Source organism: Streptococcus sp. HF-1907 (assembly GCF_015594605.1).
Taxonomy (GTDB): domain Bacteria; phylum Bacillota; class Bacilli; order Lactobacillales; family Streptococcaceae; genus Streptococcus.
Genome location: NZ_JADNQT010000011.1, coordinates 51,823 through 65,460 on the forward strand (window position 1 = coordinate 51,823; position 13,638 = coordinate 65,460).

Here is a 13,638-nt window from a genome sequence, read left to right on the forward strand (position 1 = left end):
CTAGACGTCTAGCTTCTTTTTGGTATTTCTATGCTATAATAAAACTATGGAAAATAATGACATCGTATACGGCTACCACGCCGTCACAGAAAGCCTTCAGGCTAATACCGGTAACAAACTTTACCTCCAAGACGACCTTCGCGGGAAAAATGTCGATAAGATTAAAGCGCTAGCGGCGGAGAAGAAAGTTTCGATTTCTTGGACCCATAAAAAGACCCTCAATGAGATGACAGAAGGAGGTGTTCATCAAGGTTTTGTTCTTCGCGTTTCAGAGTTTGCCTATGCTGATTTCTCAGCCATTTTGGCAAAAGCAGAGCAGGAAGACAATCCTCTTATTCTCATTTTGGACGGTCTGACGGATCCACATAATCTCGGTTCTATCCTCCGTACCGCTGACGCGACCAATGTGACCGGGATTATCATCCCTAAACATCGCGCAGTAGGCGTGACTCCGGTGGTAGCAAAAACATCAACTGGCGCTATTGAACATGTCCCTATCGCCCGTGTGACCAACCTCAGCCAAACCCTTGATAAACTTAAAAAAGCAGGTTTCTGGGTATTTGGTACTGATATGAACGGCACACCGTCCAACAAATGGAACACAGCAGGCAAACTAGCCCTTATCATCGGCAACGAAGGCAAAGGCGTTTCCCAAAACATCAAAAAACAAGTGGACGAGATGATTACCATCCCAATGAACGGACATGTCCAAAGCCTAAATGCTAGTGTTGCAGCAGCCATTCTTATGTACGAAGTCTTCAGGAATCGTCTCTAATTATTGATTAAGGAAAGCCAATCATGAAAAAACATAACATTCTCTTAGTTGACGGCTACAATATGATTGCTTTCTGGCAAGAGACCCGTCAACTCTTTAAAACCAATCGTCTGGATGAAGCGCGTGAGCTATTGCTCCGAAAACTCAACCACTACGCCCACTTTGAACACCTTGATATTGTAGTCGTCTTTGACGCCCAGTATGTGCCAGGTGTTCGTCAGCGCTATGACCAGTACAAAATTTCAGTCGTCTTTACCGAAGAAGATGAGACTGCGGATTCTTATATCGAACGAACGGCAGCAGAGCTCAATCAGTCAGCACTCAATCTCGTTTCTGTGGCAACCAGCGATTTGAACGAGCAGTGGACTGTTTTTTCTCAAGGTGCCCTTCGTGTGTCTGCTCGTGAGTTGGAACAACGTGTCAACACAGTTAAGTCTGACTTGGATAGGATGTCCAGCCAGATTGATTTAGCCACGCCTAAATTACGTCCCTGGAATGATGACCAGCTAGGAAAACTACAAAATCTTTTAAAAGATCTTTAAAGAAAATTCGCCACTGGCGGATTTTTTTGGTATAATAAGTAAAATTACTTTGACAATCAAAATACTTTAACACAGAGGATCAATATGTCTTTTAAAATTTTTACGGATTCAACAGCAGATTTAGACGAGCAGTGGGCCATTGATAATCAAGTGGGCTTGCTTGGATTAAGCATCGAAATGGATGGACAAGCCTATAAAACAGTCGGACCAGACCGCATCACCAATTCTTTCTTAATTGAAAAAATGCAGGCTGGCGCTAAACCAACAACCAGCCAGGTGAACGTCGGTCAGTTTGAAGAGGCATTTTCAGCCTATGCCAAAGAAGGCACACCAATCTTATACCTAGCCTTTTCATCTGTTCTTTCAGGGACATATCAGAGTGCCACGATTGCGCGTGAGATGATTTTGGAAAAATACCCAGACGCAAGAATTGAGGTTATTGATACCTTGGCTGCCAGCTTGGGAGAAGGCTACTTAGCCATGTTGGCGGTTGAAGCGCGTGATGCAGGCAAGTCTCTGGATGAAGCCAAAGCTCTGTTAGAGGATGTTGTGCCACGTCTGCGGACCTACTTCCTAGTTGATGATTTGTATCATTTGATGCGTGGCGGGCGTTTGTCAAAAAGCTCTGCTATTATCGGAAGTCTAGCTAACATCAAACCTCTTTTATGGTTGGATACTGAGGGCAAGCTCGTGCCTTTATCTAAAACACGTGGTCGCAAAAAAGGTATGAAAGAAATGTTCAATCAAGCCAGCCAAGATTTAGACCATACAACAGCCTTGGTTGCTCATGCCGAAGACCCAGAGGCAGCAGAATCTCTTAAAGAACAGCTGTTGGCTAAGGATGGTATAGACAAGGTCATTGTACTCCCATTGGGACCAGTCATCACAAGCCACGTAGGACCAGGAACCCTAGCTGTCTTCACCGTTGGGAATCAAGCACGCTAAGAAATTTCCTAGTTAGTTTAGATAGTTAGTAGCTGGAAGCGAATACCTACTTAAGTCAATGATTTTATGGGAAATAAAACGGAAAACAGGTTTAAATCACTTGACGGAGAGCCTGTTTTTTTGGTATTATAATAAACGGTATTGTTTACCCCATTTGAAAGGCCCCGGAACCTTCCAAATACCTTCGATGGGACGGAACACCCATCACCCTTGTAAACAAATATTACGAATTCGTATAGGAGAAATCATGAACAAAACAACATTCATGGCTAAACCAGGCCAAGTTGAACGTAAATGGTACGTTGTTGACGCAACAGATGTACCTCTTGGACGTCTTTCTGCAGTAGTTGCTAGCGTACTTCGCGGAAAAAACAAACCAACATTCACACCACACACTGATACAGGTGACTTCGTTATCGTTATCAATGCTGAAAAAGTTAAATTGACTGGTAAAAAAGCAACTGATAAAGTTTACTATACTCACTCATTGTACCCAGGTGGTTTGAAATCAATCACAGCTGGTGAATTGCGTTCTAAAAACGCTGTTCGCTTGATTGAAAAATCAGTTAAAGGTATGCTTCCACACAATACTCTTGGACGCGCACAAGGTATGAAATTGAAAGTATTCGTTGGTTCAGAGCACACACACGCTGCACAACAACCAGAAGTACTTGACATTACAGGTCTTATCTAAGAGAGAAAGGAGTATTATCTAAATGGCACAAGCACAATACACAGGTACAGGACGCCGTAAAAACGCCGTTGCACGCGTACGTTTGGTTCCAGGTACTGGTAAAATTACTGTTAACAAAAAAGATGTAGAAGAATACATCCCACACGCAGACCTTCGTCTCGTTATCAACCAACCTTTCGCAGTTACTTCAACTGAAGGTTCATACGACGTACACGTTAACGTTGTAGGTGGTGGATACGCTGGTCAATCAGGTGCGATCCGTCACGGTATCGCTCGCGCATTGCTTCAAGTAGACCCAGACTTCCGCGATTCATTGAAACGCGCTGGACTTCTTACTCGTGATGCACGTATGGTTGAACGTAAGAAACCAGGTCTTAAAAAAGCTCGTAAAGCTTCACAATTCTCAAAACGTTAAGAACAGCTTTACAGCAACGATTACAGACACTCAATGTTTACCTCATTGGGTGTTTTTTCGTGCACTTTTTGAAAAACTCACCTCAAAATTCACCTTATTTTTACCTTATTTATTTTTGAGCTCTCTGTAAGCAGTTTCGCCAGCACTAAGTGGAACAACATTTGAAGTATTAACATAAATCTTTGTTGTACTCAAATCACTATGTGTTAAAGCTTCTGAAATGGATTCCAGAGACATTCCTGCCTTCTAGCTAAAGTAGCACCAGTATGCCTTAACATGTGAGGAGTGGCATGCCTAAGATTTTTATGGCGACGTTCTACAGATTTCATCTTGTTATTAAGGTAATCTGCATGCAGAGGGCTATTCACATTGCCTTTAGTGTCAATATAAGTAAAGACATATTGTTCTGGAGTTTGAATGATACCAAATTTTGCTAATTCTGATTTTTGTTGAATTTTCCATTGATATAAGAGAACAGTTAGCTCTTGAGGAATAGCAAAAATTGTTTTCTTTTCTCCTTTAGTAGACTTAGGCTTCTTATATTTATCCAAGGCTTGGATTAAACCAATTTCAGATGTATCTAAGGAGATATGTTTCCACTGTAAAGCATAGCTTTCCGATTTACGGTCGTTTAAGATAAAAGTTGTAAAAAATAAAACATAGTCTTTAAGCGACAATTTTTTGTTTTCTAGGTCTTCTTGGAACATTTCAAACCATTCCCGTAACTCACTTAAAGTAAGGTATAAATCTTCATCACGCTTAGCTTCTTGTAATTTGATTTTTTTAGTAGCCTTAATACGACTGATTGTTTTAGATAGGCGATTCATTTCAATATATTCTAATTCCTCTGCCCAGTCAAAAATGGAATTAACATAACTACGTATGACTTTGAAATTTGCATATTCATTTGCTTTAGCAGTCATCAGATTTAAGACGACTGTTTTATTCTGATTTAAAAATTTAATGGAATAATTTCCAAACATTGGTAAAATATGTAATCTAAAAACAGTTTCTGTATTGTTAACTGTTGGAAGAGTGGGTGGTTTATTTGTTGAAGTCGTTTGACCTGCTTTATAGGCTTCCCACCAGACATTATGATAAAAATCTTTGAAGAGAATATCGCCATTGATTGCTTGATGTGGTAATGCACCCCCTTTTTGGATAGTGTTAATATCTATTAAAATGTGTAGTTCAGCTTCTTTAGCCTCCTTCTTTGTTTTAAAACGCTTATCGTAGTAATTTCCTGAAATTCCCAAAGAAGGTCTAGCTTCTGTTGGAACATAGAGTTTTAAACGATAAGAACCATTTGAGGTTTTTGTAATTGTCATAGTAATCTCCTTTTTACTGAGCTAGAAAATTACCCTGACTTTATTATAATGAAATCAAAAGTGATTTTCCAGTTGTATCATCCATCTACGGATACTGTCTTTATCAAATCGAATTGTTTTTCCAATCCGAATATGTGGCATTCCCTTTCTTATCCAGATATCCAGCGTGTTATTTGAAATTCCCAGATACTGACAGGTCTGCTTTTTATTTAAAAAAGGACTAATTTGTCCTGAATCTTCTTTAACGGTTTCAATCTCATTTTTAATAAGATTTGCAACAAACAGTTGAATTTCTTTTGTTTGTTCTTCTGGTAAAATAACTTGCATAATTTTCCTCCCTTTTAGGCAATAAAAAAGCAAGAGCTATAAAGCCCTTACCTTAAGGAGATTATGAAAAAGAAAAGTTTTAGGATTATTTATAATATAATCGTATAATCTTAATTTTCTTTTAAAAATTTTTCAAATCTCTGTTGGTCATTTTCTGTTAACTTTCCGATTAAGCGAACTTGAACAAGTTCTACATCTAAATCATAAAGTTGAACGGTATCAATCCAAGATGGTTTCACTAATCCTGCCTCTTCCCATTCTTTTATTTCAAAGTATTTTGAACGAATATAAGATGATTTACGGGAATACTGACTAGTGATATGGTAGGTTCTGATAACTTCTTCATTATTTGCAATGACTAGAGACGGTAGGTTCTGATAACTTCTTCATTATTTGCAATGACTAGAGCAGGACGTCTTTTAGCTCCCGTCCCATCACTAAAAGCGATAGTCGCTATCAGAATATCATATGGGTTATAGTTGTCCATGTCTTTCCTCGTATTCTGGATAGTCTTCATCAAAGAAATCTGCGATTACTTCTGGATTAGAAGCAGTCACTTTGATAACATTTGAGTTTGCCAAAGCTAGTCTTTCTAAAGGATTATCAGAAATAGCATGGACTTGTTTTCTTAAATCAAATGGCAATCCATTCACCTCCTTTGATTTTTGTAAGAACATCACGAAAGCGTCACCTACAGAAGTTCCTAAGGATTTGTATAGTACCGATACTTCATCTAGTAATTCTGAATCTACTCGCTTTTGAAACATTTTTTTAGTCATACAATCACCTCTTTTGTACTTCAATTGTACGACAAATGTAGTTTTTTTTGTCAAATTTTTACTTCCCAATCACATAAGTAAATTGGTTAGCCGTTGCTTTATCAAATGTGCGGTAAGAAACAACTCCAAGTCCCTTGGCGTTTGCTTCTGAAATGAGAATAGACCCGTCTGATTTGACCTGCTCCACGAAAACTACGTGACCATAGGTTGGGTCAGAACCAGCCTGACCAGGAGAGAAAGATATCGCACTATGCTCTGTTGGTGTATGTGTGGTTTGGTAGCCTGCTTTCTGCTTCCAATCCCCACCATTGCCCATATAAGGGTCAAAGTTAACGCCTACCTCTTTGGCTCGATTATAGACAAACCACGTACATTGTCCCCAAGGATAAGTCGCAGAAGTGTAGTTAGAGGTGTTGATTGCTTTTGTAAGGCTATATCCAGCAGGTACTCCATCAGAAGTTACGCCTCCACCGCCTCGTGATTTGGCAGTTGTCTCACCTGTTAAGGTATCTTTGAAGAGGTTATACCATTTTCTCGCATTCTTTTTCAGGTCACTAGCTTTGGTTTGACCGTCTGATAAAGCGACCCCTTCATAATGTTCTGACCAATAAAGCGCTGCCTCTTCAGGGTCAGTCGCTTTTTGCATTTCTGTTTTGACTTTGCTATAAGAGCCGTTTAGCTCTGTAGATAAGAGGTTTAGTTCAATATCAGAATCTAATTTCTTTTGTTTTGCCTTTGACCAGCGATTGCCATTGATAGTAGAAGACCAGCCTGACCATTGGAAATAACCAGCTACACCACCACCTGTATTGACTGCTTTAGGGTCAAATCCACTTTCACGTTCTGCAACCGCTAAACTTCCAGAAGCTCCTGCGATAGTAAATTGCTCTTGTGAGAGTTCATGGTTGAGAATTTTGATGACATCACTAGCCCGTTCTTCTGAAATATTGGCTTTTTGAGCTACTTTTTTAGCCGTTAGTTTGGTTTGTAGTCCTTTGGTTTGTCCATTAGAAGACGCACTACCTGCGAAAGCTCCCATGATAATGACGACTAAGAACAAAGGTAAAACCAGAGCACTTAAAGCACTAACAATTACTAGTTTTTTCTTCATCTTCCCTCCTAAGTTTTCACGTAGACTGTCATCATCACCGTTTCAAATCGCCATTGAGCCGTTAAAATGAGAGGATTTTCTTTGATAGTTGCCAACAGTTGCTCTTTCTCAGTCTCTTTTACTGAAAATAAAAGGAAAAAATCAATAGAAGGCTTTCTCTTTCCATAGGCAAGGGCAACCGCATTGTTCACCGTCTGTTCAAAACCTCTTTTAGAATAAATACGTGTATTCATCATTCCTTTCCTCCTCTCAATCGTGCTAATTCCTCTATTATCTGATGTTTACGGTTGATATTGACTTTTAATTTATCGTCTTTTGGCAAGGTTTTACGATAGTTCCTGATAAAGGCATTTGAACCTTGCGCTTGGTATAGTGCTTCATCATCTTTATAAGGTTCTAATTCTTTTTCGAGTTTATTGATTTTGCGCTTCTGTCTCCAAGAGAGGCGATTTTGACGGCGCTCTTCAAACTCTTTCTGTTCTCTGCTTTGCTTTGTATCCATTAGCGGAGAAGGTTCTGTGTCAAAAGGTTGAACGCTTGTGTCTTCTTCCTGAATAGCAGATTCAAAAGTCTCCATTGGCATATCTGGCTCTTGAAATGCTGTTGTTACCTCGTTGGGAACGCCTGTTTCTTCAAAGGAAGAAGTAGCGGGTGTTTCCTCCTCGTCATTTTCTGAAGGTGTTGAACTTTCTGTTTTTTCTGAAGTCGGATGGGGATTTGAAAAAAGAGTTTTCATCTGTTTACCAGCATTCATGAATAGTCCCGCTCCAAATCCCGCTCCAGCAAGGAAAAAGTTTCCAGATGTTTGAGCCATTTCAAAGGCGTTAGTGGCTTTTGTAGGTAGTTGTTTCATCTGGTCTTGTCCATTTGAAACGGTTATCTGATAAAGCAAGGTATCTATTATGGAAAGAGCTCACCGTTCGAAGTAAATATAGTTGATGGATTTTCACTTGATTTTGTAAAGAAAAGCTAGATTATATATTATTGCTCCGCCCTTTTAGTCTTTTTTTCCTAAAAAATATGTCTTTTCTCGAAAGATATATTATAAATATTTGACATATTTGTAGTATTTTAATAGTATTAAGTCGTTACAAGCTCTTGGTTTTTTGGCACAGGAGTGCCTAGAAGGAGGAAGAAGTAATGAATGTCAATTGGACTGAAGTTATTTTGGCTCTTATTGAGCTTGTATCAACTTCTGTTAATTCACATAAAGAAATTATTCTTGCTAGATTAGCTAATGAAGTAAATTCAGAGAATTAATGGAAAAGCTTATAGCATGTGAGTTTAGCTCATATGCTATTTTTAGAAGGGAAAAATTATGGCTATTGCACCTTTTGATAATAATGATTATGAACTGATTCTCTCTGATTTAATTGCTGATATTTATTACTCTGATATTAGTGATGGAAGTAGAATAGTATTATTAAGAAAATTAACTGAGTTATTAGCACGTAAGTTCTTAGACTTAGGGGCGGGAGAACCTATGAACTTAGAGGATATAACTGCCTATGAAAAAAATGATAAATTTAAAGTTACTGAACAATATAATAAAGTTGATAAACGGCTAGTCAAAGATTTTGAAAAAACGATAAATAGATTAAGGAAAATTGGGAATAAACATACACATACAGCGAATGTGTTAGTTGCTAATAAAGATGAATTAATTATGGCAGAGGATTCTATTTGGGAATTGTTCTCATATCTGTTTGTTCAATATTTTTTGAAGTATAATCTCAACTTAAAGTCAGATAAAAATGTTTTATCATTCTTTTCTCTATTGCCTCCTGAAATTAGATATCGAACGTTAAAAAAATTAGTTGAAGTAGAAGGATTTGATAATATTCAACTACTTGACAAGTTTCTTTTATCGATTGTGAAAACTAAGGGGATTGATGAAGCTAGGTTCTGGCTCAACAGTAATCGTGAAAAGATTCAAAATATGGATTATCCTTCAGAAGCAGAGATTATTGAATACGAGGAAGATTTTAGTCAGGAAGATTTACCTCTTAAATTGAGAAATTATTCTGATTCTTATGGACTGTTAGCATCAGTTATTAATCATGCTGATGTTCGTTCGGCTTCACATGGACTATATAAAAATTTTGAGGAAGTAACAGCAATTTATGAGCAATATAATTTAGAAGATTATCTATCAAGTTCAGAAGAACGGGAAAAATTCAAAAATCTTATAAAATTTTGCTTTATAGGTAGAATTTCTGTTTTTTAGAATAGTCAATATTTCTCTGTTTCAAAGCAATTCACTCAAATTTATTGGAATCTTTTCTGATAAAGGTGTAGTTATTTTTAAACTTTTACGTGATTTAGCCAATCAAGGAAAATATACATGTTACTCTAAAAAACTCCCTGTTTTCTTCAAAGTAATTCTAGCTTTTTGAAATTGCGACAAAATATAAAAGCCTAGAAGCTTGAAGTGACAGACATTCAAAGTAATTCCAACTCCTAGTCATAAAACTTTATCCCATGAAGTCCATAACTGCAGATAATGGAAACGAATTTTCATCATTGAGTAAGATAGAGGGATTAGATGTTTATTTTGCACATGCCTATTCATCTTATGAACGAGGTACAAATGAGAATTTTAGTGGACTACTAAGAGAGTTCATTCCGAAGGGGTGTTCGTTAAAAGAACTAAATCAGAATCTTTTAGAGGACTATGCAAAGGCTATCAATGAAAGACCTAGACGAATCCGTGGCTATCAGTCCGCAAAAAAGCTGTTTGAGCTAACTCAAACAGCTTGAAAGATACTCATTTAATCAGAAGAACAACTTTGTTGCACTTGACTTGACAATTAGGGAAATAAAAAAATTGAAATATTTCGGCGACAAAGAATTATTTGATATACTGGAAGTATCATTTGGAAAGTAGGTTATACATGTTTCGAAAATTAACCCTGTATATTTTTTTGTTTCTTTCAGCTATTGGCCTGACTTATGATACCCAATCATACACTTCAGGTGCTCTGTCTGGTTCAGCTTACGGTATCATTGGGCTATCAACACTCATTGCTCTATGCTATATCGTTCCGTCTTTATTTCTTATTAATCACTTAGGTAAAAAATGGCAGGTTAGACCACTTGTGCTAGCCTTTGCCCTAATTGGTGGTCTCTTTATAACAGGATGGATAGCTGGTTATGCCAATACCTTTTCTCATGAATGGGTAACGGTCCACCTATCTTCAAAACATTTTTTCTATCGTTTTGAAGATGCCATTATGGCTCCTCTTGTTGAGGAGCCTCTCAAACTGGCAGCTTTTCTCTTTGCTATCTATATGGTACCGACAAAAAGTTACAAAGGGCTCTTACTTGTGGCTATAACAGCTGGTCTAGGTTTTCAGATTAGTGAAGATTTCTCCTATATCCTTTCAGATTTAGCTGATGGTTTTTCTTATACGATTTCGGGAATCCTTGGCCGCAGTATTGGGGCAGTATCATCTCACTGGCTTTATACGTCCTTTCTTGCTATGGGGCTAGTCCTGATATGGCATTCATGTCAAAAGGCTATTAATCAAAAATACTGCCTTATTGGCTTCCTTTATGCCTGTGGTGCTTTTGCTACTCATTTTGCTTGGAACTCACCTCTTCGAAATTTAGAAAGTGATTTTCCATGGGCATCAGGCCTTCTTATTTCAATTAATCTTTTCTTCTTCATTATGCTTTATCAACTTCTATTTAAGCTTGATGAAGAAAATAGCAATAGCTAAAGCACTAATCAAAATCACCCGTGAGAATGATATGCCCCCTGTCAAGTAGACAGGTTAAATATCTAAAAAAGTGTATGTTTTTGAAGGTCAGTCGTACAAAATAAATGTACGGCTGTTTTTTTATGCAGACCACTTAGACTTGTACTTTTCAATTTTGTTATTCTTAGCGATTGGGTATGACAAAGGATGTTCTGATGTTAAGGCAGCGTTCTTACTTCCAAAGGCGTTTTACAGTCATATCTGCTTTGTGGATACTCTTGACATGGATTGAATCATATCAGTAATGGTAACGCACAGCCGAGAAATTACTAAAATGGCGGACGTCTCCTTACGACTGACTGGTGATGCCCTGACGGAAGAACTTGTTTTGTAAGAAAAGGAAAATGATGCTATCTAAACATTCTTTAAAATCGGCGACAACCATTGGTTTACTTGCTTGTTTCATGTCAGGCATGGTAGTCACTTCTGCGCTAGCACTGCTTTCTGTACAAGCAAGCAGCAGGGATTCTAAGCAGACTACCAGCCCCCAAGGACAATCTCTATCAATATGTCAACAGGGATTGGCTGGCTAAAACAAAATTGAATAAAGGACAATCTAATATCAGTGCTTTTTCTGAAATCGAATCAAAATTGGAGAAACTCCTTCGTTCGGACATGGAAAAATGGCTACAGGCCAAATAAAGCCTACCAACACTGAGCAAGAAAAGATGGTGGATTATTACAAATAAGCCATGGATTTCAAAACTCGCGACAAGGACGGAATGAAGCCCAGCCTACCAATTCTTCAAAAAATTCAAGACGTCAAATCTATGTCAGATTTTCAACAGCTGGCCCATGATTTTATGTACACCAATTATGCTCTGCCATTCTCATTGACAGTGGAGGCAGATGCTAAAGATGGCAGTCAAAAGCAGCTTGTCTTGCGCCAACCAGAAGCCCTTCTCCAATCGCCTGATTTATACAAAAAAAGTAATGAAGAAGAACAAACAACCTTGGATGCTTATAGGAAGTCAGCGACAGCATTATTGAAACAATCCGGAAAATCAGATGGCGACGCTGAGAAAATGATAGAAGCAGCCCTGAAATTTGACCGCCTCTTGTCCGAAAAAAACGTAGAAAGCATCAAGTGAAAACAGCTCAGAAGAAGATACGACAGCAGCTCGCTATCATCCCGAATCACTTGGTAAGGTGGATTCGTATGCATCTGAATTTAGCTTTAAAACCTTGATTGAAAGTTTGGTCGGACCGACCGACAAGGACGTGATTGTTGAAGATCGGGCTTACTTTGGGAAAATCAATGATGTTTTAACTTAGGAAAATCTTGACGGCATCAAGGCTTGGATGACCATTGATTTGTTGATTGGGCAGTCAGATTTCTTGGATGAAAATGCTCGAAAAGCTGCCAGCTACTACAAGAATTTATCGTCAGGGCTGACACAAATGGACTCCAAAGAAAAGAACGCCTACACTCAAACGGAGTTTACCTTCGGTCACATTTTAGGAGACTATTACGCGAAGAAATATTTTGGTGAACAAGCCGTCAGGATGTCGAAAATATGGCTAAGAAAATCATCTCTATCTATAAAGAAGGTCTGCAAAAGAATGATTGGCTGTCAGAAGAAACCAAGGCGCAAGCTATTAAAAAACTAGATGCTATGAAATTACTCATTGGCTACCCTGACAATTACTCAGACCTCTACAGAGATTATCAGTTTGATAGCAAGGTCAGCTTCTTTGACAATAATTATCGCTATAAATACCTGTCTCAAAAACGAAGTTTTGACCAATTTAACCAACCTCGCCAGCGCGATGAGTGGAAGATGAGTGCCAATGCAGTTAATACCTATTACGATCCAAATGCCAATGCCATTGTTTTTCCTGCGGCTATTCTTCAGGCACCATTTTATGACAAAAATAAATCTGTTAGCCCAAATTACGGTGCTATCGGAGCTATTATTGACCATGAAATTTTCCACTCCTTTGACATCAACGGTATGAAATTTGATGAAAATGGAAATCTCCACAATTGGTGGAATGAGAAAGATTTAGCAAATTATAAAAAGAAAACCAAGGCGATGGTTGCTCAGTGGGATGGTTTTAAGGCAACAGGTGGCAAGGTCAACGGTCAACAAACCTTAGCCGAAAACATCGCTGCCAATGGCGGTGTCATGGTTGCACTAAAAGCTTTGAAGACAGAGGCTAATCCGGACTACAAAGCATTCTTCCAATCTTGGGTAGCTAGCTGTTTGGCGCCAAAAAGCTACTAAAGAATTTAGCAAGTTTTCCGTTCAGTCAGATGCCCATTCACCATACGAATTACGTGCTAATATCCCTATTCGCAACTTCAAAGAATTTTATGACACTTTTGACGTGAAAAAGGGTGATAAGATATATCTAGAACCAGAAAAATGATTGACAATTTAGTAAGTATATCTTGAACTGATAATGAAATCGACATTTCAAACACATTGTAGCCTTTTCTACGCTGTGTTTTTTATAAAAAAATAAAGTTCGTCTATAACTCTTTTGCGAGAAAGTTGTTATCACTATTAAGTAAAAATCACCACAAAAACCATACAAAAGAATAAATATTTGATGGGATTATAAGCTTTTAAAAAATAAACCAGCAAACAGTCCAAATCCCCCAGTTGACAAGATCATAGCTAATCGTGTATACTAACATAGTCGTCTCGCAAAGAGACCTAACAGATAGTCGATTGTTAAAAAACTTTTTTGAAAAAAGTAGTTGACAAGTAGTTGATTATTTGCTAGAATATAGAGGTTGTCTCTTGAGAGGCAAAGACCTTTGAAAACTGAACAAGACGAACCAAAAGTGCAGGGGTGAGGTAGTAAAACTACTTCGTCAATGAACAATAAATCTGTCAGCGACAGAAGATGAGTGAAGAACTCAAACTTTTAATGAGAGTTTGATCCTGGCTCAGGACGAACGCTGGCGGCGTGCCTAATACATGCAAGTAGAACGCTGAAGGAAGAGCTTGC

General features: G+C 38.1%; 17 protein-coding genes, 1 rRNA gene and 5 pseudogenes. 15 read left to right on the forward strand and 8 right to left on the reverse strand.

Annotation, left to right across the window (positions count from 1 at the left end; all coding sequences use genetic code 11):
* The first annotated feature begins 46 nt into the window (after positions 1–46).
* The 5 genes from rlmB (at position 47) to rpsI (ending at position 3,371) form a co-directional block, all read left to right on the forward strand.
* On the forward strand, positions 47–775 hold the full coding sequence (rlmB, locus tag IYQ92_RS06970) for a 23S rRNA (guanosine(2251)-2'-O)-methyltransferase RlmB (RefSeq protein ID WP_195676004.1): 729 nt from the start codon (positions 47–49) through the stop codon (positions 773–775).
* Between the two features lie 23 nt (positions 776–798).
* Positions 799–1,317, forward strand: coding sequence for an NYN domain-containing protein (locus IYQ92_RS06975; protein WP_195676005.1), 519 nt, complete (start codon positions 799–801; stop codon positions 1,315–1,317).
* 84 nt (positions 1,318–1,401) lie between these two features.
* Entirely contained in the window at positions 1,402–2,262 is an 861-nt protein-coding gene (locus IYQ92_RS06980; protein ID WP_195676006.1) for a DegV family protein, read from the forward strand.
* A gap of 247 nt (positions 2,263–2,509) precedes the next feature.
* The gene (gene rplM / locus IYQ92_RS06985; RefSeq protein WP_195676007.1) at positions 2,510–2,956 is read left to right on the forward strand and encodes a 50S ribosomal protein L13; all 447 of its coding nucleotides are present in this window, start codon (positions 2,510–2,512) and stop codon (positions 2,954–2,956) included.
* A gap of 22 nt (positions 2,957–2,978) precedes the next feature.
* A complete protein-coding gene (rpsI, locus tag IYQ92_RS06990) occupies positions 2,979–3,371 on the forward strand; it encodes a 30S ribosomal protein S9 (RefSeq protein ID WP_002886375.1) in 393 nt (130 codons plus the stop codon).
* A gap of 105 nt (positions 3,372–3,476) precedes the next feature.
* Here the strand turns inward: rpsI and IYQ92_RS06995 are convergent.
* From IYQ92_RS06995 to IYQ92_RS07025, 7 genes and pseudogenes are all read right to left on the reverse strand, one after another.
* Positions 3,477–4,699, reverse strand: a pseudogene (locus IYQ92_RS06995) (site-specific integrase).
* Between the two features lie 54 nt (positions 4,700–4,753).
* Entirely contained in the window at positions 4,754–5,026 is a 273-nt protein-coding gene (locus tag IYQ92_RS07000; protein WP_004224179.1) for a helix-turn-helix domain-containing protein, read from the reverse strand.
* A 110-nt stretch (positions 5,027–5,136) separates the two neighbouring features.
* Positions 5,137–5,513, reverse strand: a pseudogene (locus tag IYQ92_RS10615) (hypothetical protein).
* Positions 5,500–5,805 (reverse strand): toxin-antitoxin system protein, encoded by a 306-nt coding sequence (locus tag IYQ92_RS07010; protein WP_195676008.1) that lies wholly within the window; start codon positions 5,803–5,805, stop codon positions 5,500–5,502. The pseudogene IYQ92_RS10615 and the gene IYQ92_RS07010 overlap by 14 nt, the downstream one beginning before the upstream one ends.
* Before the next feature lie 58 nt (positions 5,806–5,863).
* Positions 5,864–6,916, reverse strand: a complete 1,053-nt coding sequence (locus tag IYQ92_RS07015) for a phage tail tip lysozyme (RefSeq protein ID WP_195676009.1) — start codon at positions 6,914–6,916, stop codon at positions 5,864–5,866.
* 8 nt (positions 6,917–6,924) lie between these two features.
* Positions 6,925–7,152, reverse strand: coding sequence for a hypothetical protein (locus IYQ92_RS07020; RefSeq protein WP_195676010.1), 228 nt, complete (start codon positions 7,150–7,152; stop codon positions 6,925–6,927).
* Positions 7,149–7,829: pseudogene (locus IYQ92_RS07025) on the reverse strand (conjugal transfer protein); the annotation flags it as partial. The gene IYQ92_RS07020 and the pseudogene IYQ92_RS07025, both read right to left, overlap by 4 nt.
* A gap of 405 nt (positions 7,830–8,234) precedes the next feature.
* Here IYQ92_RS07025 and IYQ92_RS07030 point away from each other — a divergent pair.
* The 3 genes and pseudogenes from IYQ92_RS07030 to IYQ92_RS07040 all read left to right on the forward strand — a co-directional run bounded on the left by IYQ92_RS07030 (position 8,235) and on the right by IYQ92_RS07040 (position 10,638).
* Positions 8,235–9,143, forward strand: a complete 909-nt coding sequence (locus tag IYQ92_RS07030) for a hypothetical protein (RefSeq protein WP_195676011.1) — start codon at positions 8,235–8,237, stop codon at positions 9,141–9,143.
* A gap of 236 nt (positions 9,144–9,379) precedes the next feature.
* Positions 9,380–9,676: pseudogene (locus IYQ92_RS07035) on the forward strand (IS30 family transposase); the annotation flags it as partial.
* A gap of 134 nt (positions 9,677–9,810) precedes the next feature.
* Positions 9,811–10,638 (forward strand): PrsW family glutamic-type intramembrane protease, encoded by an 828-nt coding sequence (locus IYQ92_RS07040; protein ID WP_195676012.1) that lies wholly within the window; start codon positions 9,811–9,813, stop codon positions 10,636–10,638.
* A 328-nt stretch (positions 10,639–10,966) separates the two neighbouring features.
* On the opposite strand, the gene IYQ92_RS10515 is transcribed toward IYQ92_RS07040, so the two are convergent.
* Positions 10,967–11,092: a hypothetical protein gene (locus IYQ92_RS10515; protein WP_267490042.1), complete on the reverse strand. Its 126-nt coding sequence runs from the start codon at positions 11,090–11,092 to the stop codon at positions 10,967–10,969.
* A gap of 125 nt (positions 11,093–11,217) precedes the next feature.
* Between IYQ92_RS10515 and IYQ92_RS10620 the strand changes: the two genes are divergently transcribed.
* The 7 genes and pseudogenes from IYQ92_RS10620 to IYQ92_RS07055 all read left to right on the forward strand — a co-directional run.
* Positions 11,218–11,319 (forward strand): hypothetical protein, encoded by a 102-nt coding sequence (locus tag IYQ92_RS10620; protein WP_324253066.1) that lies wholly within the window; start codon positions 11,218–11,220, stop codon positions 11,317–11,319.
* Between the two features lie 50 nt (positions 11,320–11,369).
* Entirely contained in the window at positions 11,370–11,768 is a 399-nt protein-coding gene (locus tag IYQ92_RS10315) for a hypothetical protein (RefSeq protein WP_229311339.1), read from the forward strand.
* A 58-nt stretch (positions 11,769–11,826) separates the two neighbouring features.
* Positions 11,827–11,952: a hypothetical protein gene (locus IYQ92_RS10520; protein ID WP_267490043.1), complete on the forward strand. Its 126-nt coding sequence runs from the start codon at positions 11,827–11,829 to the stop codon at positions 11,950–11,952.
* Between the two features lie 27 nt (positions 11,953–11,979).
* Positions 11,980–12,288 carry a hypothetical protein gene (locus IYQ92_RS10625; RefSeq protein WP_324253067.1) on the forward strand — a complete coding sequence of 103 codons (309 nt, stop codon included), beginning with the start codon at positions 11,980–11,982 and terminating at the stop codon, positions 12,286–12,288.
* The gene (locus tag IYQ92_RS10320; protein WP_267490044.1) at positions 12,195–12,905 is read left to right on the forward strand and encodes a M13 family metallopeptidase; all 711 of its coding nucleotides are present in this window, start codon (positions 12,195–12,197) and stop codon (positions 12,903–12,905) included. Before IYQ92_RS10625 ends, IYQ92_RS10320 begins: the two co-directional genes overlap by 94 nt.
* Positions 12,906–12,942: 37 nt before the next feature.
* A pseudogene (locus tag IYQ92_RS10525) lies at positions 12,943–13,050 on the forward strand (M13-type metalloendopeptidase); the annotation flags it as partial.
* A 503-nt stretch (positions 13,051–13,553) separates the two neighbouring features.
* A 16S ribosomal RNA gene (locus IYQ92_RS07055) occupies positions 13,554–13,638 on the forward strand; the annotation flags it as partial.